Source organism: Bradyrhizobium rifense (assembly GCF_008123425.1).
Classification (GTDB): domain Bacteria; phylum Pseudomonadota; class Alphaproteobacteria; order Rhizobiales; family Xanthobacteraceae; genus Bradyrhizobium; species Bradyrhizobium rifense.
In genome coordinates, this window is record NZ_VSSS01000038.1 from 65,887 (window position 1) to 90,773 (window position 24,887).

The 24,887-nt window shown below is 56.1% G+C and carries 16 protein-coding genes; 11 read left to right on the top strand and 5 right to left on the bottom strand.

Features of this window, described 5'->3' with window-relative positions; all coding sequences use genetic code 11:
• Positions 1–64: 64 nt before the first annotated feature.
• The gene (locus tag FXB40_RS49290; protein ID WP_246207917.1) at positions 65–784 is read right to left on the bottom strand and encodes an aspartate/glutamate racemase family protein; all 720 of its coding nucleotides are present in this window, start codon (positions 782–784) and stop codon (positions 65–67) included.
• A 920-nt stretch (positions 785–1,704) separates the two neighbouring features.
• Here FXB40_RS49290 and FXB40_RS25030 point away from each other — a divergent pair.
• A complete protein-coding gene (locus tag FXB40_RS25030) occupies positions 1,705–2,559 on the top strand; it encodes an alpha/beta hydrolase family protein (protein WP_148774842.1) in 855 nt (284 codons plus the stop codon).
• A gap of 23 nt (positions 2,560–2,582) precedes the next feature.
• Here the strand turns inward: FXB40_RS25030 and FXB40_RS25035 are convergent, their stop codons facing one another.
• Positions 2,583–3,065: a MarR family winged helix-turn-helix transcriptional regulator gene (locus FXB40_RS25035; RefSeq protein ID WP_148774843.1), complete on the bottom strand. Its 483-nt coding sequence runs from the start codon at positions 3,063–3,065 to the stop codon at positions 2,583–2,585.
• Between the two features lie 476 nt (positions 3,066–3,541).
• On the opposite strand from FXB40_RS25035, the gene FXB40_RS25040 reads away from it, so the two are divergent.
• The 4 genes from FXB40_RS25040 (at position 3,542) to FXB40_RS25060 (ending at position 9,936) form a co-directional block, all read left to right on the top strand.
• Entirely contained in the window at positions 3,542–5,077 is a 1,536-nt protein-coding gene (locus tag FXB40_RS25040) for a porin (protein ID WP_148774844.1), read from the top strand.
• 845 nt (positions 5,078–5,922) lie between these two features.
• The gene (locus FXB40_RS25050) at positions 5,923–6,912 is read left to right on the top strand and encodes an ABC transporter substrate-binding protein (protein WP_347339779.1); all 990 of its coding nucleotides are present in this window, start codon (positions 5,923–5,925) and stop codon (positions 6,910–6,912) included.
• A gap of 138 nt (positions 6,913–7,050) precedes the next feature.
• Positions 7,051–8,097, top strand: coding sequence for an ABC transporter ATP-binding protein (locus FXB40_RS25055; protein WP_148774846.1), 1,047 nt, complete (start codon positions 7,051–7,053; stop codon positions 8,095–8,097).
• 18 nt (positions 8,098–8,115) lie between these two features.
• Positions 8,116–9,936 (top strand): ABC transporter permease subunit, encoded by a 1,821-nt coding sequence (locus tag FXB40_RS25060; RefSeq protein ID WP_148774847.1) that lies wholly within the window; start codon positions 8,116–8,118, stop codon positions 9,934–9,936.
• 820 nt (positions 9,937–10,756) lie between these two features.
• Here FXB40_RS25060 and FXB40_RS25065 read toward each other — a convergent pair.
• Both FXB40_RS25065 and FXB40_RS25070 read right to left on the bottom strand, forming a co-directional pair.
• Positions 10,757–11,926 carry a M24 family metallopeptidase gene (locus tag FXB40_RS25065; protein ID WP_148774848.1) on the bottom strand — a complete coding sequence of 390 codons (1,170 nt, stop codon included), beginning with the start codon at positions 11,924–11,926 and terminating at the stop codon, positions 10,757–10,759.
• A gap of 60 nt (positions 11,927–11,986) precedes the next feature.
• Entirely contained in the window at positions 11,987–13,306 is a 1,320-nt protein-coding gene (locus tag FXB40_RS25070) for a M20 family metallopeptidase (RefSeq protein WP_246207943.1), read from the bottom strand.
• Positions 13,307–14,311: 1,005 nt separating this feature from the next.
• Here FXB40_RS25070 and FXB40_RS25075 point away from each other — a divergent pair.
• The 3 genes from FXB40_RS25075 to FXB40_RS25085 all read left to right on the top strand — a co-directional run bounded on the left by FXB40_RS25075 (position 14,312) and on the right by FXB40_RS25085 (position 19,156).
• A complete protein-coding gene (locus FXB40_RS25075) occupies positions 14,312–16,228 on the top strand; it encodes a UbiA family prenyltransferase (protein ID WP_187437123.1) in 1,917 nt (638 codons plus the stop codon).
• A 921-nt stretch (positions 16,229–17,149) separates the two neighbouring features.
• Entirely contained in the window at positions 17,150–17,635 is a 486-nt protein-coding gene (locus FXB40_RS25080; protein WP_148774850.1) for a hypothetical protein, read from the top strand.
• A 126-nt stretch (positions 17,636–17,761) separates the two neighbouring features.
• Complete coding sequence (locus FXB40_RS25085; protein WP_246207919.1) at positions 17,762–19,156, top strand: IS4/Tn5 family transposase DNA-binding protein; 1,395 nt, start codon at positions 17,762–17,764, stop codon at positions 19,154–19,156.
• 66 nt (positions 19,157–19,222) lie between these two features.
• On the opposite strand, the gene FXB40_RS50445 is transcribed toward FXB40_RS25085, so the two are convergent.
• Positions 19,223–19,639 (bottom strand): transposase, encoded by a 417-nt coding sequence (locus FXB40_RS50445; RefSeq protein WP_148774851.1) that lies wholly within the window; start codon positions 19,637–19,639, stop codon positions 19,223–19,225.
• A gap of 823 nt (positions 19,640–20,462) precedes the next feature.
• On the opposite strand from FXB40_RS50445, the gene FXB40_RS25095 reads away from it, so the two are divergent.
• The 3 genes from FXB40_RS25095 (at position 20,463) to FXB40_RS25110 (ending at position 24,810) form a co-directional block, all read left to right on the top strand.
• The gene (locus tag FXB40_RS25095) at positions 20,463–21,512 is read left to right on the top strand and encodes an NAD-dependent epimerase/dehydratase family protein (RefSeq protein ID WP_148774852.1); all 1,050 of its coding nucleotides are present in this window, start codon (positions 20,463–20,465) and stop codon (positions 21,510–21,512) included.
• Between the two features lie 692 nt (positions 21,513–22,204).
• Positions 22,205–23,728: a GMC family oxidoreductase N-terminal domain-containing protein gene (locus FXB40_RS25105; protein ID WP_148774853.1), complete on the top strand. Its 1,524-nt coding sequence runs from the start codon at positions 22,205–22,207 to the stop codon at positions 23,726–23,728.
• 11 nt (positions 23,729–23,739) lie between these two features.
• Positions 23,740–24,810: an NAD-dependent epimerase/dehydratase family protein gene (locus FXB40_RS25110; RefSeq protein WP_148774854.1), complete on the top strand. Its 1,071-nt coding sequence runs from the start codon at positions 23,740–23,742 to the stop codon at positions 24,808–24,810.
• The last annotated feature ends 77 nt before the right edge of the window (positions 24,811–24,887 follow it).

Here is a 24,887-nt window from a genome sequence, read left to right on the forward strand (position 1 = left end):
GTGGCCATGGCCAACTTGGAAGAAGGACGTAGGGGCAATCCGCTTTAGGCGCGAGGATTCTGCTTCAAGGCACTAGTCCGGCCATGACGGAAGCTATGGTCAATTGGCAGAGGGTGGTGATGTCGTAAACTGGCAATTTCGCAGAGCGGCGGACTGCCGCGGCGACCACGGGAAATCCGGCGCATTCAAATAACAGCAGACCGATTTCAGGGTGCGCAGCCCGAAGGCGCGCAATGCAAGCGGTGACATCGGCCTCGATTGCGGGAACGTCAAGCGGCGGCGCGGGTCGCTTCAATTCGTCATGCCAGAACTTGCCACCTTCGATGCCTCCAATAACGATTCTGTCTCGTTCCGAGGGCTCCTCAACGCCCAGCAGCTCGTCACCGCAATGGGTTGAATCGTATGTGAGAACGGCCATCTTCCTATTCCGCGGCATCTGGCGAAGCAGGGCCGGTAACAAGAGCAGGCTCGACATCACGACCGGAACATCAACCGACGCGGCCACCGCCGCCTGATGCCGAACAGAGAAGCCGCAGTTCGAAGTTACTGCGATCGCCCCTCGTTCAACTAATCGTCGGGCGGCTGCGATGTAGGGCGACTCAAGAGTTGGGTCGCCGCGTACGACGTTCTCGACCCAGGCTCCTTGAACAGTTTCGGAGATGACCGGAAAGTCGAAAGTAGCCGGATTTGCAAGCGAGCCCGGAAGCGGCGGGCGTGTTGAAGCAGGCTGAGCCCCACGTTCGAGGAGCAGGAGGCCTAGAGACGGTTGATTTTCGGCTGTCATGCTTGAATGCTAGCGCGCCTTGAAGCCGAAACGCGCTAAAAAATCGCTCTTTACCTTGGAAAATATGCGCCGATTGAAGGAATACGGACCGAGCAGGACTCGCTCGTTTATGAATCGAGGTGCTCGAGAACTGCTCTCGCTCGGCGTTGCTGGACCGGGACGGTAACTAAGGAAAAGCGCGCGATGGATCTCTCAAACGAAGCGGAGGCCTGCGCGCGGGCAGCAGCGCAGGAGTTTTCCGCCGGCTTCCAACCGCTAAAATAGTCACATGCTAGGGAGACTACTGACGGCCATCACGCATAACGGGCGTCCTGCAATCTGGTAGACACGAGTGCGCCTTTTCGTTTGGTCAGCTTCGAAGCGTTGCTGCCCGTGAGACCCCAATAAATATGGCAGCAACATGCAAGCCGTTCACGAAAGTGTCGCGGCGATGGGCCGCGGCCCTGCATAGGCAGTCTCCGGACGACCTGCGCTTCGCACCAATGAACTACCGCGAACGCGCTCGCCAATCATATGTTGGAGCTAATCCTCTCGCAGCTCGCACAAAAACTCCAGGAATCCGACGCTGGCAAAGGATTTCGCGCCCTTCCGCACCTCCATTGAGGGAATCCGGCGCTCGGAACTCCTAGAGTCTCGCGCTGCGACAAGCGGCGACTCGTCGGGAGAAGCCATTGCGCTTCGAAGGCACATAATCGGCATCAGATCGGGCGCATTCTCAGTTGCACGAAGGGGTCAAATCGATGGAGTCTGGTGCTCGGCTTCGCCGGTGGAGCAATTTGGCATCTACTCGGCGCGACGTCTCTTCGTTTGTCCGCGGTCTAACGTTCGAGCACTGCACGCCAGCGCGGCGGCAGAACTGGGCCAGCTCGTGGGTGAGGACTGGAGATGATTATCAACGCAAAAGCCATCTGGACATAGAGGTGCAAGCTTTCGACGAGGCCACGGAGGCGTTGCTCTGTGCGCTGACTGCGTTTGAGGTCGCCAGGAGGCTGCTCGAAGACGATCGAGACCGCTTAGATGTCGAAGGTAAGGTCGAGGCTGCCATCCAGCGCTTCGGCGTATCCCTCGGCGGCGCAGCGGAGAACTTAGAGGTCGGATTCGATCACACGATATTGTCCGCGTTATACTTGCCTGGAGGCGCTCCGAAATCATGTTGCCCCGCTGTCATTTGCCTCAGCAGCGATGAAGACAAAAGGACGATGCTACTTGGTAGGCTCCTGCCTTTAGCCATCAAGCATGGAATGTCCGTTCTCATCGTCGCCCGCGAGGAGCTTGTAAAATACTCCCCCGGTGAATCGAAGATCCTTCTATCTCTATGTTTGGACCATCTGTCATCCCGCACGGAAGTCGATAGAAGACGAATTGGTGTATACGGTGATGGGTTATCAGCGGAGATAGCTACAAACTTCGCTGCGTTCGATAAACGTGTCGCCGCTGCGGTTTGTGACGGCGGGCTTTGGAGTTCCGCGCGAACTCTGGCTTCTATCGGTTGGATCACCGGCGCGGCATGTGAGGAAACCGAAGAGGAGGTATCGCCACGGCGTTCCCGAGTGGCGCGGCGGTTAGATTGTCCAGCACTCGTAGTTGCAGGCGGCCGTGGTCTCGTTAGCGTTTCCGAAGCCATCAAACTTCACGCCGATTGTACGGCAGAGGGCATCCCTTTGGATCTGATGCTACCCGAAATTGTCTCCGCGGAGCACGGTGAGTACTTCGAGAACTTCGTGATGTCAGATGATTGCATTTTCGATTGGCTGGACCGCAAACTAAAGCGATGATGCCGTTAGCTGCCCTGCGGCGCTTATAAGACTCCAATCGTAAGTTTTTGCGAAGCCAGCCGGCAGTTCTTGGCAATCGAAGTCAGTCGTTTGTTGAGGTATTCGAACGAAGCCTCATCAAGGCCTTCCATCAAAGTCGCGTTCAACGCCTCTCTCAGCCTCGAAAGCTTCGAAATTTCCGCGCGTGCTTTATCAGTCAATGACATCTGTACGAATCGTGCGTCATCTGGAGAAGGCTTCCTGGCCAGCAACTGCATCGCTTCGAGTTGCTTTGTTTGATTGGTAACGAAGGGCGGATGGATTCGGAGCTTTCCCGCCACTCCTATCCCTGAAACGCCGCGACCTTCGTCCAGTTCGTCGATGGCCATAAGGATCAGCCATTGCGGCTCAGTCAATCCCAGCAGTTGCGCCCAGCTTTTGTGTATCTCTTCCAGCTGAGAATGGACTTCCACGATGTTCCAAACGAAGTCCCTGATGGATCTGTCGGTTTTTTGTTCTTCAGCCATGCTGCTATCCCGCGAGAGGACCGGTGACGCTGAGTTCGGCCCATCTTCCTAACAGCGGTATCTGTCTTGGAAGGGGCAGGGAAGGTCCCCAAAAACATAGGTACCATGTATGAAATTAATTGACGAACTTAATCAACTACGATAGGCCTTTTCAAGTCAATTGAGGAAGGCTCTTCAAGCTTCATACCAAATCTCCAGAAAGTCCGTCGGGATGCCCCCTGACGGGCTTTTTCTTTTGCCTATTTTGACATTCTGAGATTGCGCCGTCGCCCGTGTTGCTCGCACGCAACATGTTCGAGTCCAAATATAGCTTACTAAAAGTAATTCATTGCAGTAATTAAAGATCAGAATTATCCCTAGAGCGGACGGAGAGGGGGCGCCTCGACGTCGTCCGTCAAGCACCCGCCAGACGCGAGGCCGGCTGAGGCGGATCTTTGAAGGACGGAAGCGACGTTTCCAACTTGGAGGTTCCAGTAATGAAGTTGATGAAGAGTTTGATCCTTGGCTCGGCCGCGATGTTCGCGAGCGTCGGAGCGCAGGCGGCCGACCTTCCCGTGAAGGCGAAGGCCATCGAATATGTGAAGATCTGCTCCCTTTATGGGGCTGGTTTCTATTACATCCCGGGTACCGACACTTGCATTAAACTTGGTGGATACGTACGCGGCACGGCCATCCTCAACTCGAACGGCGTCTGGTCGCCTGCCACAGGAGGCGTCGGTGGGGCGCACAACCGCCTGAGCAACTACTTCACGTCGCAATCCCGCTTGGACCTCGGCATCGATACACGTACTGCGACTGAATACGGCGTGGTCCGTACATACGCCGAGCTGGCATTCACTTGGACGGCCGGCGGTTATGCCGGCGCCGGCACAAATCTCACGAATGGCGCAACTGCATATAACGGCAGCAACCCCGCTGGAAGTGGCAGCGGTATGATCTCCGGCGGTAGTCTTAGCGTGTACTATGCGTTCCTCCAATTCGCCGGCTTCACCTTCGGTCGTGCCCAGTCGCAGTTCTCGTCGCCCTGGGCCAACTATCCCGGCAACAGCTTTGACGGTCTGCCCGGCGGCGGCGGGTGGGAAGCTGTCAATCAAGTCGCGTATACGGCTGATTTCGGCCAAGGTATCACCGCGAGCTTCTCCGCCGAGGATCAGGCCGGTCACACCACAACTAACATTTGGAACGTAAGTGGCGCGACGGCGGCAGGTCTCATGGCGGGCAGCTACGGTGCCGGCGACATCGGAGGTACTCGATCTCCAGACTTCGTTGCGGCGCTCCGGGTTGATCAAGCATGGGGTCTTGTTCAAGCGTCCGTCGCCGCACACGACAATCACGCCGCTTATTACGGGCTCGATGAAACGACCGGGCATCCGAACGACAAATGGGGCTGGGCTGGACAGCTGGCGCTGTCGATCAAGAATATTCCGACTGGCGCCGGCGATACGATCAACGTTCAGGGCGTCTATACGAATGGTGCCAGCAGCTACAACTTCCAACCCTACACGGCGTTTACATACGCGATGTACGGCAGCGCCGGTGTGGGAGGGGCTTACCAGAGTCTCGGCATTGCGGGTGTCTCTGATTCAGTCTTCGTAACCGGAGCTGGCCAGCAGTTGACCACCAGCTACGGCTTCAACGGCGCCTATACTCATAACTGGAATCCGCAGTGGAATTCGGCTCTTTTCGGCGGCTGGGCTGCTGTCCGATACAACAACACGGCCAAAGGCTACATCTGCGGAGCGCTCGTAGGAACGCTTGCTCTGTCCAGCGGAGCGGGCGGTTGCAATCCCGACTTCAACTATGGGGTTGTTGGTGTGGCCACTCGATGGACCCCCGTCAGGGGTCTGACCTTCTCGGCAGAAGCCGCTTACGTCATGCTTGATCAGAAGTATGCAAGCGGCAGTACAGTTACGGCGCCCGCGCAGGCTGGCATCGCAAAACCAGCAGCTGCATATGAGCTGAAGGATCAAAGCAATTTCCAAATGATGCTCCGCGCTCAGCGCAACTTCTAATTCTGTTCAATAAACGGAAGGAGAAAACGAAAAGGCTTAGGATCTAACATAGCTAACCTCCAAGAAGACCTCCGGCATGCCCGCCGGAGGTCTTTTCATGACTCGGGTCTTTTGATGTAGGATTGGCGATCGATCGGTGAGGTGTGCACCGAGGCTCAAAGTGCAACCGGAGCCCTGAACGAGAGCCTGCGTTCTCTACCCGACAGCTCGTGTGTAAACCTTCGAAGTGTTCGATGCCAAACGCGTTTTTAACGGACCTGCTCGCTACCATCTCCGAAAGAGGCCGCACTCTGTTTGGCGGGCGCTTCCCTTGATGTCCGGCAGGACGCAGGTGGCCTGATCCAGCTCTGCGAAGCGCTGCTGTCCGGCCGCGGCGAGGCCTCCGGCAGGGCGCTCGCCCGCGGGGTGCTACGCCGCTCGCAAGAACTCTCTAGAGAATGTCCGAGCAAATTCAGGGGGACCGTAATACTTTCGATCTCTGGTGGCACTCTTCCCGCCGAGGAGCCGTTCGATCCTCCGCAATCCTAGCTTCACTCACCACGTTGCACCGTTCGCGCAAAGCCGGGCGGAGGTGCTAATCTCGAAGTTACGGTGCTAGATGCAGGAAAAGCTACAAAAGCTGCCCTTGAGGCGCTGGATTTCGACAGAAAGCCGCGGAGAAATGAAGAAATCTCATTCCGGTACCCGGTAACATGGGCGTGAAACCACTACGCGCAGGAGCGAACGTGAACCAGTCAGTGAGCCGCAGGCGCTTTGTACAAGGCACATCGTCCCTCATAGCCGCCGGAGCGATGTTTTCCGTCTCTAGACCTGCTGCAGCGTCCTCGGGCGACCTGCGACTCAACATGAGCGCCGGCAATTTCGGCGATGCGATCATGGCGGCCTTTGTTAGACCCTTTGAAGCGGAGACGGGAATCAAGGTCACCCCGATCTACCAAGATCTCCGGGCGGCACAAGTCGGGTTGATGGTGAAAAACAACAGCGTCACCATCGATGCGGTTCTGGTAAGCCAAGTGACCGGACTTACGCTGGCGGGAGGCGGCTATCTCGAACAAGTCGACTATTCGCTGCACAATCCTCGCGAGCTGGAAACGACCGAAGGTCGCTGCAAGCACCCATTTGGGTTCGGCAGCTATCTCTACTCTTTGAATATGGTCTACAACACTAAGAAGTTTCCGGCCGAGAAGCCACGTCCGACGAATTGGGCCGAGTTTTGGGACGCTACGAAGTTCCCAGGGCCGCGTTCATTGGGGAACGGTCAGGGCGGGAGCCCCCTGCCGGGGCCGTGGGAAGAAGCGCTACTCGCGGACGGCGTCGCGATGGACGCGCTCTATCCAATGGACATCGACCGCGTGTTCGCAAGTCTCGACAAGATTAAGCCCCATATTCGCAAGTGGTGGACTACAGGGGCTGAGATATTGCAAGTAATGCGCGACGGGGTCGCCGATCTCGTCCAATCTGTCGATGGTCGAGCATTATCGCTGATTGACAACGGTGACCCCATAGAGATCAACCGTAACCAAGCCAAGCTGACGTTTGACTACTGGATTATACCGAAGGGTAGCCCCAACGCGCTGAACGCACAGAAGTTCATTGCATTTACCGGTCGCGCCGACCGTCAGGCAGCCTTCGCTCAGCTGTTTGCGCAAGCTCCGAGCAATCAGCGGGCATACGAACAGATACCCGAGAAGGTCGCTCGTAAGCTGGCAACCTATCCTGAGTACATGAAGACTAGCTTTCTTGTGAACGGCGAGTGGTATGTTCAAACTGGCGCAGATGGCCTCACAAACTCTCAGCGGCTCACTCAGCGGTGGAACGGCTGGATCGTGAGATAGATGCGCAAGCTGCTGGGACGCGTCTCGTCGGCGTCCCTGGGCAAAGCCTCAGCGCACATCGCTGATTTCCCATTCTGCTGATGCGGTGTACCCGTGGCTTACCTCGAGAAACTCAAGTCTGCTTCCGGAGGCTGAAGCTTGACAGAAACTTCTGATACGCTGCAGGTCGAATTCCGAAACGTCACCAAATTATATGGGGCGGTGGCCGCGGTAAAAGAGTTATCCTTAGGCGTGCGTCGAGGCGAGTTCCTCACGATCCTTGGTCCAAGCGGTTCGGGAAAGACAACTGCTCTAATGCTGCTCGCTGGGTTTGTGGCGCCGAGCAGCGGCGATATCATCATTTCCGGTAAGTCGGTAGCTTCGGTCCCGTCTTATCACCGTGATCAAGGCATCGTTTTCCAAAACTATGCGCTTTTCCCACATTTGTCGGTGCGTAGAAATCTAGAATTTCCGTTGGAAATGCGCGGCATGGAGGCAAGCGAGAGAGCAACGAGAGTGGCTCGGATGCTCGAGCGCGTCCATCTCAAGGAATTTGGGGACCGCATGCCCTCGCAGTTAAGCGGAGGGCAGCAACAGCGCGTGGCGCTTGCTCGAGCGCTGATAGCTGATTCGCCTATCCTCTTGCTCGATGAGCCTCTTGGCGCACTCGATCGGAACCTCCGCGAACAGATGCAAGGAGAAATCAAGAGCCTGCACTGTGAGTTTAGCAAGACGACGATATGCGTGACACACGATCAAGAGGAAGCGCTGACGCTTTCGGATCGGATCGTGGTTATGCGTGCCGGGGAAATCGAGCAGATCGATACCCCAGAAGCTCTTTACGACCGTCCCACCACGCGCTTCGTCGCGAGCTTCCTGGGCGAAGCTAATTTCCTCACTGATCGCGAATTCAAGATAGAATCGGATGCACGAACGTCCGATGCGATGCCAATGATTCGGCCGGAGCGCATTCGCATCATCCCACCTAACGGGCGGCTGCAAGCTGATAATGGTGAACACCAGTTTGCCAGCGGTACTATCGCGAGCATGATTTATGCCGGCCCATTGAGAAAATACGAAGTGCGCGTAGGCAGCACGGTTGTGATCATACGCGAGCATGTAGCTGCGGGGCAGCAGATATTTAGGCCAGGCGATGAGGTGCAGCTCGAGTGGCTGCGCTCCGATATCCGCTTCGTCGCGAGCTAGAACACGAGAGGCTCCGAAATGAACGAGCTGCGGAAGATCTGGCGAGTACCCCTTGGACTCACAATTCCTGCGTTCGCCATTCTACTCGTCGTGTTCGGCGTCCCAGCTATTCAACTGTTCCTGATCAGCACAAATGCACCGTCATTCTCAATCACGAATTATCACGCGTTCTTCGAACAACCAGGCAACATCCTGATCCTATTGCAGACGATCAAGGTGAGCGTCGTAACTACCTTCATTTGTCTCATCATCGGCTACCCGACTGCTTATCTCATCGTAAATGCGTCGAAAACCGCGAGCGCGGCGCTGATCGTCCTTGTCTTCATTCCCTGGTTAACCAGCGGCCTCGTCCGTACCTATGCATGGACCGTGATCCTGGGTGACCGTGGACTGATCAACAACGTTCTTATCGGGATTGGTATCATCTCCACTCCACTTTCTCTTCTTTATAATCGACTCGCCGTCTACATCGGCATGGTTCACATCGTGCTTCCGATAATGATCTTGCCGCTGGTCAGTGTTATGTACGGTATCGACAAGTCGTTAGTAGCGGCTGCCCGAAGTATGGGCGCGCGTCCTGTCCTGGCCTTTTGGCGAGTGTTCTTCCCTCTGAGCCTCCCCGCTGTCAGAAGTGGGACTTTGTTGGTTTTTGTAGTCTGCCTTGGCTTCTACATCACGCCGCAAGCGCTCGGTGGACTGAGCGACGCTATGTTGTCGAACTTCATCGCGGCCCAGCTCACGAACTCTCTGGATTTCGGCCCAATAGCTGCAGAGGCCTTCATTCTTCTGCTGATAGCCATCATCATGCTGTCGCTTTTCGGACTGGATCTATCCGGTACGCAGAGCCAACCCGATTCGGTTCGCAAATCGGAATACGGCTGGGCATCCGCTTTGAGAACGTTGCGGCGACAGGTCGGCGAGTTTGTTGTTCCGCTTCGGGCTCGTCGCTGGCCAAAACAGCTGTATCAGCCAGTACATAGCGGCAGATCATGGAATACTCTGGCTGCCATATTCGTAATTCTGGTGATGATGTTCCTGCTGTTTCCGGGTTTGATCGTCATAGTCATGTCATTTAGTGCCGGAGCTTTTCTAGAGTTTCCGCCTTCAGGTTTTTCGCTGAAGTGGTACCGATCGTTCTTTGGTGATTCCTCCTGGACTGGCGCGTTCTGGAACAGTCTCCAGATCGGCGTGATGGTCACTGTGCTCTCGACGGTCACCGGAACGCTGGCGGCGTTCGGGCTTACCCGCACGTCTTCACGAATCCGCAGAGTCCTCATGCTGATCATCCTGACGCCTATCACGTTTCCGACCATCGTAGTCGGGGTTGCCTGTTATCTTGGCTTGGTAAACCTTGGACTGATCGGCACGAAAATTGGCGTAGTTCTCGCGCATAGTATTGGTGCCATTGCCTACGTCGTCGTCATCGTCGCAGCGACGTTATCGAATTTCGATCAGCGTTTGGAGCAAGCCGCCAAGAGCATGCGCGCCGGTCCCATTCGGACGTTCGTTAGGGTGACGCTCCCGCTGATCAGGCCAGGGATCATTGGAGGTGCGGTATTTGCCTTTATTTCGTCCTTCGACGAGGTGGTCGTCACGTCACTTGTGAGCGGGTTTTCCTTGCGAACTCTTCCGCTGAAGATGCTGGAGAACATGAACCAGCAGATCGATCCGACGATCGCCGCGGTAGGCGCTCTACTTGTGCTCATGCCTGTGCTCTGGATAGTAGCTCTATATCTCACGCTGTGGCGCTCTAGACGCGCGCATGAGGCAGGTCTGCCGCTCGCAGGGCTCGCCGATCGGGCTGAAGTGCCTAGCAGCGCCGCGGGTCAGCGTCAGTAGAGCCGGACAAGCAGCGCGGGAAGCTCCCCACGAGTGTGTGCACGGATATCCGTTCGGTTTTGGGCGCCGTCCGTTCTGACGCGATCGGTGTTCTCCCGGTGAGGCAACATGATCACAACAGGTCGGCAGCCCTCCCGGTGTTCGGTAAGAGAATCGCAGGGTGTTCGCCAGCTATTGGAGTGCAGGGCAAGATGGCTTCTTAAGACGGCTCGCCGGATAATGGAGGGGTGGGAGTTCAGGAAGGTTTTCGGCAATTGGCGCACCGCGTGCGCCGAGAAGGCCCGGCAAGCTCTGCCGGATGCTTGTTCACCGCACTGGCGGCTATGCTGTAGCGCTGTAGCTCGCTCGTGCTGCGATCAAGCGCCTGAAAACCTTGCGTTCTCCGCAGCCTTGCCCTCAAAGTTCTGCGTACCCACCGCGCGCGCAGCGCGTGGACTGTGACAAGCCTTCTTCATCTCCTCATCAGCGCTCAAGGTCATGCAAACGTGCTGAACTGGGCCTCGCGCTCCGGCGCGGTGAGAGTGGGCACAAGAGTTTAGCGCTTCCAAACACGCGGCGTTGCAGAAGGTCTCGTTCGATAGTCTCCCTAATCGTATGGCAGACACCGTCCGCTTTCTCAGAGCAACTCCGTCGGTTGAAACATGCAGAGGAACTGACCTGCCATCGCGTCGTCCACGCGGGACATGATGGGTGGGCTCAATGAAGGCGTCATGGGCGACGCAATGACTTTGCCTAACACGGCGGTTCTTTCAGGTGCAGAATCGTCCGGGTCTGACTGCCCTTTGACGGATCTCTCCTGGAGAAATCACAATCAGAAACTTTAAAGCTGGAACAGCTCGCGCGGCAATTTCGTGAATGGTTCGCCTCCCGCATCGGTCACGCGGAATGTTTCGCTGATTACGTAACCCAGGTCTTCGTCGATCCAGTTTCCGAGCATAAGGTGAAACGTCATATTCTGCTTCAGGACGGTCATGTCGGCTTCCTTCAGACTAGCCGTCGGCTCCGTCCAATCGATTCCAACGGCATATCCGCACCGCGATTCCTTCTCAAAGCCATGCTTTCGCAGCGTCGTGTTGAATGCCTTCGCGACGTCGTTACACGTTCTTCCCGTCCGAGCGGCAGCAAGAGCGGCCTCCAGCCCCGCTACTTCGCCTTCATGCAGCCGCCGTAGCTCATCCGCCGGCTTTCCGATGATCATCGTCCTCATCAAAGGGGATGTGTAGCCGTGGCGCACCCCGCTGAACTCCAGATTGATCTGTGATCCGGGACGGAAGGTGTCCTCGGTCCAGCGGATATGGCAAGTCGAGGTGCGTGGCGTAGAGCACAGGAAAAAGCTGGCAAGGTCGGTACCTGGCTTGCCATCGGCTCCGCGTACCAGTGTGGCGATGATCTCCGCGGATGCATCCGCCTCACTCACTCCTGGGCGGATGACTTCCTTCGCTTTAAGCATCCCGGCGTCGCTGATCGCCGCCGCCTCACGCATAATCGTAATTTCCAAATCAGATTTGAGACCGCGGATCCAGGTCACCGCATTTGTGCAGTCGACGATCTTCGCATCAGGCGCGCGCACCTTGAACTTTTCGTTGGCCAACGCCGGCAGGAACTTCGCTTCGAGGCCGATACTTCTTCGGCCAAAGTCTTCGTCCAAGATGAAGTCGATGATCGCATCATATCCGTCTCGGTCGGGATTGGCTATGAGCGCCTCCGGATAACCGATCACGTGATTTCGATCGATGAACATTTGGTGTATCGCCGCCGGCGCGTCCATGCGGCGGGTGATGAAAGTTGGCTCCTCGGCCTTGGAAGAAACGATCAGGCCCTGAGGTACATATCCCGATTTAGAGGTGTAACCAGAAAGGTACGTGATATTCGCAGGAGTTGTGACTACAAGCACGTCAATCTCCCGCCTCCTCATCTCCGATTTAACGGCAGTCAGCCGCCGTAGATACTCTGAACGAGGGAAGGGCTGCGGGCTCTTGGGCATAGTCATGAATTCAGCTCCTTGAGAACTTTTACCATGCAGTTGTCGTCGCGAAAGTCGCGCGAGCGCTCATGAATTCAGCATCGCCAGGCAGTACTTAAGGGTGAGCTCGGTTGTTGGTACGAGCAAGTCGTCGGATGCTCCGAAAGTCGGCGTGTGGACGCCGGACTGATTGCCGGGCTGCTCGCTGCCAAACCAGAAATAGATCGAAGGCACACGGCTTGAGTAAAAGCCGAAATCATCGCTGCCGCCGCCGCGTGTCGGAGACTGTTTGTCAGAAAACCTGTCCTCCCCGATTGTTTCGACGACCAGACGTCTAAACCGGTCGACCATTGCCGGGTCGTTGATGACGGGCGGCTCGCCCAATCTGCAGGAGAACTCTGCTTTGCCGCGATGCATGGCGGCTACCCCTTCGGCGATTTCACGCACGCGCTGAACCAAAAGAGTTCTGCGGTCAGCGCCGCTTGTCCTGATCGTCCCACTCATGGAGACGGAAGGGCATATGATGTTCGTAGCCTCTCCCCCAGCGATCGTTCCTATGGTGACGATCGCTCCGTCGTCAAACGGCATTTCCCGCGAGACGACCTTCTGCACTTCATTGATAAAGGCACCTGCCATTGAAATTGCATCCACCCCAGCGTGCGGGCGAGCGCCATGTGCCATTGTTCCGATAAGCTTGAGCGAGAATTGATCGGCCGATTTCGTCACTGCGCCCGGTCGTGCACCATACATGCCCGCCGGGAGGTCCGTTTTCACGTGGAAGCCGACGGCGGCGTCGAAGCCATCGAGCAAACCTCCGTCGGCAACAGAACGGCCGCCGAGTGGTTCTGCCTCTTCGGCAGGCTGAAAAATTATGCGGATCCTCCCAGCGAAGCTAGCCCGTATCTTATGCAGCGCAAGTGCTGTGCCCAAGGCGATCGATGCGTGCATGTCATGGCCACAGGCATGCATCACTCCCGGCACTTGGGATCTGTACGGCAAATCGTCTCGAGCTTCGTGGATTGGTAGCGCGTCAATGTCGCCGCGAACGGCAACAGATCGTTTGACACCAGAAGATGATCCCTCGATGTCTATGTAAAGACCGGTGTTGTGAAACGTCTTGGCGCCCCTTAGTCCAAACTTTTCAAGCGTCTCGCGGATCCGCTTCTGCGTTTTCCATTCATTATTCGAAAGCTCGGGCTCTCGGTGCAGGCCGTGGCGCATCTCGATGATGGCAGCCTGTTCGTCGCTGGACAGAAGGGTTTTAGCGATTGTGTTCATCTTGTTGTCGCCGCTCGTCGACCTGCCAAAACGATAACAGAGTAACGCGAGGGATAACGTCGCCGGAGAGGCGAAGGGCGCGGAAAAGCTGCGAATTGCTGACAAAGACGCGGATTTCAGGAATTGCATCAAGGGAATAGACTCGCCACAAAGGTTCTCGGTGAAAATCTAGAGGCGCTGTCAGTCATGTTGCCAAATGCACGCCGTAGTCGCCCTCCGCCGCTCCCTCCTTAACCCGGATCACGGTGTCCCGTCGCTCAATCTGCCCGAGAAGTGTCCGTGGAGACCATGGCATTGGCATGCCGAGTGCGGGGGAGCTATTCAGATGACCGTTTGAGGCAATCCCCACCAAGGAGGTGCGCACCGCGTTTGGCTCAGCTTAAGCCTGGATGAGTAGTTCTCGCAAAAAGGCTGTTCTGAGTTGGCGCAGCACGCGCACCGTCTTTAATTTTTCGTGAGGTAGCGCATCTTCTAGCAGCTCCGAATTGGCATGATGTGCATGCATCCAACAACGAGTATCGCACATTAGTTGACTGATCACATTATACGGGGCGTTAGAAAACGCGAAAACTTGGCTGTCGATGTCGCGAACCAATTATCCTGGTCCAGAGAACACGTCCGAGCGAGAAGCTGTGTGACACCTCGGCTAAATAAGTCCGCTCAGCGGAAGAGATTGGGCTTTCTGACGAAGCTCGCGCAAGCCGACGGCCCACAACCGAACTGCGGCGGCCCTGGCGGTTCACCTCCGATCCTCATCCTCGCCTTTATCTAGTCCAATCTGGCGTCGGAGAGGGATTGGAAAGTCCCTTCGCAGTAACAATGCCAAACCACCCCGCCCCTTTGGGACGCGACGCGCGCAATTCGTGTCCTGTCTCTGACGCCGCCACCCGTCAGGTTCACGACAGAGCCATCTTGGGGCCGAGGAGTTTTTGAAAGCAGAACTAGTTGCTTAATATGCGCTGAGGCCGTTGGCACGGTCGTTGCTATTCAGATGCAGCAACACCGAATTAAGGCTGAGTGCGCGCAGCGGTCGAAAGATGAGTGATGCTCCCTTTGTTTGAAAGGGGGTGTCTGAGAGAGAACGAAGCCCGCGCCCAAGTCCTGGAGTGTTTGCCAATACCTATGGAGAGCAACATGGTGCTGCGCATCGATTCTCGCGCTCCTGCGATCAAAGTGAAGAGTTGGCTGCGCGGCCCGCCGCTAACGAGCTTCCAACCGGGGACCGTGTACGTTGTCGAATTCTGGCCGACTTGCTGCGGACCATTTGTGGCGGCGATACCCCAGATGGAGCAGTTGCAAGAGAAATATATAGATCATAGACTTGAGGTCATCGGAGTCGCAGCTTGTGAGCGAGCTCCGATGCCCGATGAGACGCGCATCGACCTTGACGTATGGCTAACCAAAAAACTCCCGAACCTGAATTATCGAATCGCCTGCGACAGCACAGGTGATATGTACAAGCTTTGGATGGAACCCAGTGTTTCTCGCGGGATCCCCACGTCGTTCGTCGTGGATCGCGACGGCTACATTGCCTTCGTCGGTTCTCCGATGCAGCTCGATGATGTTTTGCCGAAAGTTCTGGACGACGGCATCTGGCGTGCCGGAGTTAATGGTGAAGCGGCCGCGACGAAGTTTTCCTGCGAAAAACCGTTAGTGATAGACCTAGACGGATCCTTGCTGCTAACGGACCTGCTGTATGAATCATTCTTTAATGTCTTGCCTCTTGGGTTCAACGCGAATTTGGCAGTGGTCCGGTCTTTGGGCAATGACAAAGCGGCCGTAAAGCATCATCTTGCCCAATCGTCCGAGCTGGATTACGCGACTCTCCCGTACAACACCCGCGTCTTGGATCTAATCCAGACCGCCAAAGCGCAGGGCAGGACAGTTTATCTCTCTACCGCAGCCGACGCGAAACACGCGAAGGCCATCGCAGATCATTTGGGCATCTTCGATGGTTGGTTTGCTTCTGACGTAAAAACCAGTTTGTCGGGATCTTTGAAGGCAGAGATACTTAAAACTGCCTTCGGTAAGCATGGATTTGACTACGTTGGCAATGGCCCCTCAGATCTCCCAGTTTGGGCGGTTGCCGATAAAGCCTACGGCGTAGGCCTTTCGAAATCGGTAAGGAGTCGGCTCATTGCGCTCAAGGGTAACTATGTCGCGTTAGAGGGCGGGAATGCGGACAGGCAGGCGTGGTTCAAGGCCCTTCGGGTACACCAGTACGTCAAGAATTTACTTGTTTTTGTGCCGGTGTTGACCTCACACCAATTTACGTTGGCTAACATCCTCACAGGTGTGATCGCATTTATAGCGTTTTGCGCTTGCGCGTCAGCCGTTTACCTCGTGAACGATCTACTAGATCTAAAATCGGATCGCGCACACCCTAGCAAGCGCGCGCGACCCTATGCGAGTGGACTTCTCCACCTTCGCACCGGCTTGTTTATGGTTCCGGCGCTCTTCCTGCTTTCTCTGACGCTGGCAATTACAATCTCACTTGAGTTTGCTAACATATTGGTTGGATACTTTGTGCTAACAAGCGCATATTCTCTCTATTTTAAGCGACAGATGCTTGTAGACGTCATTGCTCTGGCAATTCTCTACACGACACGCATTATCGCAGGCGGTGTTGCAGTCGAAATTCAAATTTCACAATGGCTTCTCATCTTCTCTATTTTTGTTTTCACATCGCTCGCGCTCATTAAACGCTACGTCGAGCTGGCCACCAGGCTCGACCGGGGCCTCCCCGATCGTTCAGATCGAGACTACAGGATCGCCGACCTTGATGTCGTTGCCAATTTGGTTGCTGCAGCTGGCCTGAACGCTGTCACCATCTTTGCGCTCTATGTTACATCACCCGATGTGCAGACACTCTATCGATACCCGAGGGTGCTATGGCTCATCTGCCCAATTCTTCTGTATTGGATGGCCAGGAACCTCGTAATGGCGCAACGGCGTCTAATGGATGACGACCCCATTGTCTTCGCATTGAGAGATCGTACCAGTGCAATTGTCGTCGCCTCGATCGTCGCTGTAGTTCTCATTGCCATCTGACATTATTGAGTTTCCTGGTACACCCGCCGGCAGCGCTGATAAACGGTGAGTTGGCGAGGCGTGCTCATTGCGAACGCACAAGCAGCTACAAGCCAATCGGTATGATAGCAATCGCCCGACTAATGGCGACGGAAGTTGAGGGCGGCGGTGAACCTCCTCAAAGATGGGTGGACACCTGTAGCTGGCTCTGAGAGCCCGGAGGTGTGGAATGGAAGAACGCAGCGTACGTCGTTCACGGAAGAGTACAGGCGCCAGGCCGTTGAGCTGGTGGTGTCGAGCCGTCGCTCCAAGGGTCTATGGAAGGAATTCGGAGCGCCGCGCTGGGGTAGACAAGTTTCGGCAGCAGCTGGCATCATCCGCCCAGTATGCCTCACAAGCGTATTGCGATGCTCTTACCGACGCCGACATCAATGCATCCATGAGCCGCAGGGCCGATTACTGCGACATACGCCCATGGAGGGCCGCTTGCATACATTGAAGACCGAGTTCGTCCATCGTCGCGACTACAACACGCGCGCCGAGGCCCACTGCAATATCTGCGCCTTCATCAAGGGAGTCTACAAACGAACTAGGCTCCATTCCGCCGGCGGATATATCGCCCCTATCGAAATGAAGCTAAAAGCTGCTTGAACCCGTCCACTTGTTCGGGGGAAGATCACTGAGATGAAAGAGAGATGCAAAGATCTGGAGCGCGTCACAGTAGGCGATGCGGCATTTACCTTTCGATTCCGAAGGAATATATGGACTGTAGGGCTCGGTCCCGTGCTTTCTGTTATGGTGGGTGAGGTTCGCGGCCGATCATGCTGAGCTCACTGCCGGTTTTCCTGGTGCCAGGGCGACTGTTCATTCATCTTGCCCAACAACTTGGGAGCTCAGACGCCGCACTTCATGTTGAACATGAAGCCTCGGAGATGCGTGGGAATGATTTTGAGTACACATGCGATCGTCGGCGGCGCAATCGCCAGCTTATTTCCATCCGATCCGTTAAACGCAGCCGTGTTCGGCTTTGCGAGTCACTTTGCGATCGATGCTATCCCGCACTGGGACTATCCACTTCGTTCGATCTCGGTTGGGAAAGGCGCCGACAATCAGCGCCTTAGGTTGAGCCAAGCGGTCATGATCGATGTTATGTGCGTTGGTACTGACGCCTGCGCAGGTCTCGCACTCGCGAGTTGGTTGTTTGCTACAAATGCTTCGGCTTGGGTTATTACGCTTGGCGCACTTTCTGCAATGGTGCCAGATCCTTTGCAGTTGGCGCATAGCATTTATCCACGAGAGCCACTCGTTACAGTTCAACGTTTTCACGGATGGATCCACTCGAAACGAAAGTTGGGTTGGAAGTTGGGCCTCAGCTCTCAAATCGTGTTCGCCGCCGCAGTTTCGGCTCTGACTGAGACAGTCCGTTGACGGATCGCCGGAATCGCGAGGCCACGACGGCGAAGCTTTCAATTACCCACATCTCGTACTTAGGATTTGCATCTGTTGAATCGTCTGTGATTCTGTCTGTGACGCCGATTCGCGGAGGCGTCACAGATGAGCGGAGACATGGGAGCCGGCGCTGCAGGCTGGCATGACGACGAAGTCGTTTCGGCAGGGCTGCCAGACAAGCGACTGGCGCGCCGATTTTGCCGGCTGCTTGATCAGATGTCGGCGGCACCTGGCCAACCGGTCCCAGCGGCATGCGGTGACTGGGCGGCGACGAAGGCGGCCTATCGCTTCTTCGACAACCCGCGCGTTACCGAGCATGGGATGCTGGCCGGCCATTTTGCCGCGACCGCCATGCGCTGCGCGGCCAGCGAAGGACCAATCCTCATTCTGCAGGATACTACCGAGTTCATCTACAGCCGTGCCCAGCCGGGTAAGATCGGCTTCACCAAGACCATCAACGCCGGACGTTATAAGGCGGGTCAGCCCAACGTGGTGACCTTGTGTGGTGTGCTGATGCATTCGAGCCTGGCTGTAACCCTCGGCGGGACGCCGCTGGGGCTGACGGCAGCGAAGTTCTGGACACGCACGAAGTTCAAGGGGACCTGGACGCTCAAGCGGCACGTGAACCCCACGCGCGTGCCGATCGAGACGAAGGAAAGCTATCGCTGGCTGGAGAACCTGCGCCAGTCGATGGCGCTCGTGGGCACGCCGGAGCGCTGCGTGCATGTGGCAGACCGCGAGAGCGAACTACGAGCTCTTTTGCCTGGCGCAAGATCTCGGCACGCGCTTTCTGGTGCGGGTGCAAACCAATCGATTGGCCGCCGCCCCGCCGGCGCAGAGCCGCGGGATGGAGCTCATCGGGTCTTCGCCCAGCTCTCGGCTGCGCCTTGGGCGGGACGCCATTACGTCGCGATCGGAGAGGATGAGACGGCGTGCGTGCACGTGAAGTTCGCCGCCATCCAAACCTTGCCGCCCGTCGGCAAGCAGAAGCGATACAGTCCTCAGCTTCTCACCTACATCCAAGCCCTTGAGATCGACCCGCCGGCGGACCGTCCGCCGATCGACCGGAAGCTCGTGACCAATCTGCCGGTCGCAGATTTCGCCATCGCCATCGAGAAGCTCGAATGGTACGCCTTGCGCTGGAAGGCGGAGGTGTTTCACAAGGTCATGAAGTCTGGCTGTCGCGCCGAAGAGGCGAGGCTTGAGACGCCGAGCGGCTGGCCAAGTTCCTCGCCCTCATCGCGATGGTCAGCTGGCGCATCTTCTTCCTCACCATGTCCGCACGAGCAAAGCCCGAGGTTGCGCCAGAGACAGTCCTTACGCCAACCGAAATCGCGACGCTTGATGCCATCGACGCGGCGCGGGCCAAGCCGCGCATCCGGCGCAGGACCCTCGCCACCTATTTGCTCCAGATCGCCATGCTCGTGGCTACCTCGCACGCAACCACGATCCGCCGCCAGGAAACATGGTCGTCTGGCGAGGCCTAACACGCCTCAGTGACATCGCCTTCGGCCTCTCTATCGGAACTCGCCGACGATGTGGGTAATTGAAAGCTTCGCCGGATGCTTACCCTTCAGCGCATGGAGGATGGCCGCAATTAGCGCCGTGTCCGCGCCTCGGTTGACCCGGATAGTGACGCCTTTGCTTTGATCTCGATACCCCCGACATCCGGCTTGGCCTTGCGTCGCGCTGTCTGCGCTCATGGCCAACAGCCGCGGCCGGTACCATGGCCTCTATGACCGTCGGTACAAACGGCGGATCGTCAGCCATCGACGTCGGCAACCGGCGTACTTGCCGGAGCCGGGTGAACACTTGTTGTGGGGCAAGCCCGTGTCGCCGGGCAATCTCGGAAACGACCGCGCCTGGTACCAGCGTCTCCTCGACGATCCGGGCCTTGTCGTCCTTGGAGAAACGGCGGCCCGTCTCCGTGATCACTTTCAATCGGCGCGCCGTCACATCCGACTTAAGCGTATGGTCAAGCATAGACACAAGCCGATCCGTTCAAAGCGATCGTGAAACTCGCCTATCCCCTGTGCCGCGAGAAGGTGGGAGCGGAACGACGCTTACAGTCCACCCAGGGCTCTCTGGTCATGCTGATTTCAAACAACTGGCACTTCTTGCTCCGGCAACTTCCGACCCAAAGATCCGATTTCCGTACATGGCCAATCGATCATGTCGCTAGAGCAACCCGCATTTTATGTCGTCTGCTATCTAACAATGTCGGATGTCCGACACAGCCCTGATGAAGCTATCAACTGTAACAAATGCGTTTTTCTTTGGCACGGAGCATGCAACGTTAGGAACAGACGCACTGCAGTTAGGGGCAGGTGTACCCCTTCACTCCGCGATAAGCGATTGCTGGCCGTTCATTTAAGGAGAGAAGGATGAGAGACGTGGCTAATGATGATGTGTGCGTGGCGGGAGTTAGGAACTGCGATCGGAAATGCCTAGCTCGGCAAATTACGAAAACCCATCAGCCGTTTACTGCTGGACGCCTTTCGACATCTCACGAGATTGCCGGGCATCTAGGGCCCATTCAAAATATTTCTTTCAATTCTCAGAACAGAATTCATCGTAAAATCTACATACCTCCTGTTGAAGGAAAGCATGTCATCTCGCCGTATGTTAGGCCAGAGATTAGACGATCAAAAACTGAAACTCCATAGATGAAGATGTCATCGCGTGAGCAACCTTCCGATTACGCTGCTGGCGTCACCCAGCACGCCAGTGCGATTAGAACTGACAAACCAGTCATTAGTGAGCCAATCGAACGCTCAGTGCACTTTAGGATTTGTCTAGGTCAGAGATGGTGAAAATAGCTCTAGTTACCGGCGGCTCGGGATACTTTGGGCAGTTGTTGAGCAAACAGCTGCTTGAGCAAGGAATCCACGTTCGTGTGTTTGACCTCAATCTCCCTGATTTCAGTCATCCCAATCTGGAGTTTTTGAAAGGCACGATCCTAGACCGCGCCGCGGTCAAACAGGCACTCTCCGGGGTGAATAGGGTATTCCACAACGTCGCCCAAGTCCCTTTAGCCAAAAAAGTAGAACTGTTCTGGGCTGTCAATAGGGATGGCACTCAGATCATTGTTGACGAATCGGCTTCGGCCGGGGTCGAGAAGCTGATCTACACATCCTCCAGCGCCGTTTTTGGCGCGCCGAAATCGAGTCCTGTCACAGACAGTACAGAACCAACTCCTGCTGAGGATTACGGACGGGCAAAACTCGCAGGAGAAATCATCTGCAAGATAGCAATGGAACGCCGTGGTTTGGATGTGGCGATTGTGCGTCCGCGGACTATTCTGGGACATGGCCGCCTCGGGATCATCCAAATTCTGTTTGACTGGATCGAACGGGGCCTCGACGTTCCAGTTTTGGGTGACGGAAATAATAGATATCAGTTTGTTCACTCGGATGATTTGGCTTCGGCATGCATTGCGGCATCAAATGTGAAGGGGTTTGCAGAATATAATATCGGTGCTGCCGAATTTGGCACAATGCGTGAACTTCTGCAGGCGGTAATCGATCATGCCGGAAGCAAAAGCCGAATCAAGTCTATTCCTCCGGGGCCGGCTGCGCTTGCCGCGAATTTGGCAAGTGCGCTCGGCCTCTCCCCCTTGGGCCCCTACCACTCGCTGATGTACGGGCGATCGATGTATTTCGACATTTCAAAAGCGCAAAAAGAACTTGGTTATTCGCCGAGATACTCGAATTCTCAGATGATCATCCATACCTATGATTGGTATCAGGCCAACAAGTCGTTTCTGGGCAAACACGGAGCATCACACCATAAGTCGCCTGTCAAACAGCAGGTTCTGGCGCTGGTTCCGTACGTATTGCGGATGATCCCAGGATGAATACGCCACCCCGCGGGCTTGAAGTGCAGCAACGGCGATATCCTTCTGAATGGAGCCGGACTTGACGGCCTGCCGCCGTCCAGAAGCGTCTCTCAATCTGGGGCAGGCCGGCATGTTACAGTATCGAAGTCGCTTTGTTTGGTTTCGAGCTCCATCGAGATGTCAGTCCCTTAGCCGGTTTCAGCCGAATCCGGTTTAGCAATGCCGGCTGCTGCACTATGAGGATAATTGACTGGAGCACTATTTCATTTGCACAAATGGATTGGTCCGATTTTGTCTTGGCTTTTCTGCGTCGAGGAGACTGAAATGGTGTTCGATCGAATGCTCGTGCCAACATTGATACCTCCGTGGCCATTGCTGGACGGGGAAGAAAAACCAGCCGTAGTAACTGAAGTCGTAGCAAGCGTCACCCGAGCCATTGCAGGCGCTCCCTTTCATATTCATTTGGCGGCTCGAAGCGTTTCAATCTTCCTGAGCCTATGCACATGGTTGATTTCAGCCGGCGCGGGCGGTCCGTTGGCAAGCGCGCTCCGCGCGGACACGTTTTATACTCTTCTGCAGAGATCGCCCGGGCCCATCGCCTCCGTCGTGCGTCTTTATCGATCGATGACGCTGCTTGCATTTTATGACCAGACGCCTGTGGCAGCAAAGCTGTTGTCCCTACGGGCTGCACAGAATTGGAGGGCCTGAACATGAAGGGCAGCTTTCATCCAAGCAACGCCCTGCAATTGGAAGCAGATGCGGTGATTATCGGCTCCGGTGCTGGCGGCGCCAGTGTGGCAGATGTGCTCACTGCTGCCGGTTTGTCTATAATCATGCTTGAAGAAGGTCAGCATATTCCCTCATCATCGGCTTCTCCTATCGCACGAGAGGCATTTTCGGCAGCCTGGCGCGGCGGAGGCATAACCGCCGCGATTGGCCGACCTCCCATTACCTATGCGGAAGGCCGCTGCGTCGGGGGAGGAACAGAAATTAACAGTGCTATTACCCAACGAGCCGATGGTGATCTCATCAATGAATGGCGCAAGCTCAACAAGATCGAGAATTTTACGGCCGATGAACTGGCGCCCTATTACGAGCGCGCGGAGACGGTCGTAAATGCAAGTCTGACCCACGGTGCGCTCGGACGTGCCACCGGCATTCTGCGCCAGGGGGGGAAAGCGCTCGGCTGGAAAGTGTCGGAGCTGAAACGGGGACAACGTGGCTGCAAGGGTGCTAACCGTTGTTCTTATGTATGCCCGAACGGCGCCAAACAGTCCATGTCAGTGACTCTTCTGCCAAAGGCCGTGAACCGCGGCATGCGGCTGCTGGCGCAAACGCGGGTAGACAAGATACGAATTGAAAAACGCCGTGCCACAGAGGTGATTGCCCGGTCGCGCGATGCTGGCGGGCAGGTGGTTCCAGTGCACGTAAAAGCCGGCATGGTGTTTGTTTGCGCAGGTGCAATTCACACCCCAGCGCTTTTACGTCGGTCCGGCAAACGCGAACGAATAGGCAATACACTGCGCCTTCACCCGACGATCAAGGCGACAGCACTGTTCAGCGAGCCTGTCGATGCTCATCAATCGCGGCTTCCTTTGACGGCAATCACCGAATTTATGCCAGACCAACGAATTGGTGGATCAGTATTCACGCCTTCGGTCTTTGGGCTCTCGCTTGCGGAAGACTGGACTAATCGAGGCGATCTGATGCGAGACTTGCGTTTCTGCGGCTCGTATTACGGCATGATACGGCCACGCGGAGTCGGCTCAGTGAGATGGCTTCCTGGCTTCAACGAGCCGCTGGTTAGATTCAAACTCGCCCCCGAGGACTGGATTGCTTTGAGCCAGGTTCTCACCCGCCTTGGCCAAGCCATGTTTGCAGCCGGGGCCCGGAAGGTGTTCCCGAGCATATTCGGGCATGAAGGGTGGACGAGCCCTGATCAGGTACATGAATTCTGGGATAAGCCTCTGCCGAACGGGGCGACAAATCTGATGACCGTCCACCTGTTTTCGAGCTGCCCGCCTGGCGAGCATCAAGATGCTTGCCCAGTCGACAGTTACGGGCGGGTACGCGGCGTCGAAAACCTGTTTGTTGCCGATGGCAGCCTCATTCCGGAAGCGCCTGGCGTCAATCCCCAAATGACCATCATGGCCCTAGCATTCCGGGTTGCTGAAGCAGCCCTCTACCGTTCCGCACAAGAACGGGCTCGGTCAGCCGCAAGAGACAAAATTTAAGGGGTATCAACGTGCAAGAGAATATCCGGGTGAGCCTGCATGCGCCGCTCGTGCTTCTGACAGGAGCCGCCGGCTGGTTGGGCGGACGCATAGCGGCGGCGCTCACGATAGGTCTGCCAGAAGCACGACTTCTCGTAACCGGAGGCTTCCGGGTGAGAGCGCTCGTGCTCGCGGGAGAAGACGTGTCGCAGCTGCGTCAACAAGGCGTGGAAATCGTGACTGGTGATATCCGGGATATGGCAACTGTGCGTGCATTCGTGGCCGGTGCCGAGGGCGCCGTGCTGATTCACCTGGCGGGGATCATTCATCCCAAAACGGTTGCTCAGTTTGAAGCGATTAACACGCAAGGCACGATCAATCTGCTCACGGTAGCGCAGAAGGTAGGCGTGCGGCGCGCGATTGTCATGTCCTCGAATTCGCCGATGGGCTGCAACCCACATCCGGACCACAGGTTCACAGAGGAAACCCCGTATAACCCATATATGGGATACGGCCGCTCCAAGATGCTGATGGAAAAGGCGCTGCGTGCGGAAATTGCCGTTGGCGGCCCGACGGAAATTGTCATCGTCCGAGCGCCCTGGTTCTACGGACCCAACCAGCCGTCAAGGCAAACGCTCTTTTTCAAGCTGGTCAAGGACGGTAAGTTTCCCATCATTGGACCTGGGCGGAACCGCCGCTCGATGGGTTATACCGACAATCTCGCGCAGGGCATCCTGCTTGCCGCAACCCACCAAAATGCGGCTGGCGAGATTTTTTGGCTTGCCGACGAGACGCCTTACACCATGAATGAAATTGTCGAGACCGTCAGCAAAGTCCTGCATGAAGATTTCGGCATGACGGTCAAGCCCAACCAAGTCCGCCTGCCGAGCATTGTAGCCAAAGTCGCAACGATGGTTGATGCAACTCTTCAGTATGCCGACATCTATCACCCGAAAATCCATGTCCTGTCTGAAATGAACAAGACAATTGCTTGCGATATCGCAAAGGCCAAAAAAGTGCTCGGTTATGCGCCGAAGATCGCCTTGCGAGAAGGCATGCGCCTCTCGGTCGAATCGTGTCTCAAGAGCAGGCAAGCGATTTAGGCTTATCTTTCTATTGACTGACCGGCTGATCAAGACCGCCTTATTCGGAAGCATCTGAACTCGAGTCATTATTGAGG

Bases quoted from the DNA above. Each gene is read 5' to 3' on its own strand.
- FXB40_RS49290 (WP_246207917.1), bottom strand. From the start codon at position 784: ATGACAGCCGAAAATCAACCGTCTCTAGGCCTCCTGCTCCTCGAACGT.
- FXB40_RS25035 (WP_148774843.1), bottom strand. From the start codon at position 3,065: ATGGCTGAAGAACAAAAAACCGACAGATCCATCAGGGACTTCGTTTGG.
- FXB40_RS25040 (WP_148774844.1), top strand. From the start codon at position 3,542: ATGAAGTTGATGAAGAGTTTGATCCTTGGCTCGGCCGCGATGTTCGCG.
- FXB40_RS25050 (WP_347339779.1), top strand. From the start codon at position 5,923: ATGAGCGCCGGCAATTTCGGCGATGCGATCATGGCGGCCTTTGTTAGA.
- FXB40_RS25060 (WP_148774847.1), top strand. From the start codon at position 8,116: ATGAACGAGCTGCGGAAGATCTGGCGAGTACCCCTTGGACTCACAATT.
- FXB40_RS25065 (WP_148774848.1), bottom strand. From the start codon at position 11,926: ATGACTATGCCCAAGAGCCCGCAGCCCTTCCCTCGTTCAGAGTATCTA.
- FXB40_RS25070 (WP_246207943.1), bottom strand. From the start codon at position 13,306: ATGCAATTCCTGAAATCCGCGTCTTTGTCAGCAATTCGCAGCTTTTCC.
- FXB40_RS25075 (WP_187437123.1), top strand. From the start codon at position 14,312: ATGGTGCTGCGCATCGATTCTCGCGCTCCTGCGATCAAAGTGAAGAGT.
- FXB40_RS25080 (WP_148774850.1), top strand. From the start codon at position 17,150: ATGATTTTGAGTACACATGCGATCGTCGGCGGCGCAATCGCCAGCTTA.
- FXB40_RS25085 (WP_246207919.1), top strand. From the start codon at position 17,762: ATGAGCGGAGACATGGGAGCCGGCGCTGCAGGCTGGCATGACGACGAA.
- FXB40_RS50445 (WP_148774851.1), bottom strand. From the start codon at position 19,639: ATGCTTGACCATACGCTTAAGTCGGATGTGACGGCGCGCCGATTGAAA.
- FXB40_RS25095 (WP_148774852.1), top strand. From the start codon at position 20,463: ATGGTGAAAATAGCTCTAGTTACCGGCGGCTCGGGATACTTTGGGCAG.
- FXB40_RS25105 (WP_148774853.1), top strand. From the start codon at position 22,205: ATGAAGGGCAGCTTTCATCCAAGCAACGCCCTGCAATTGGAAGCAGAT.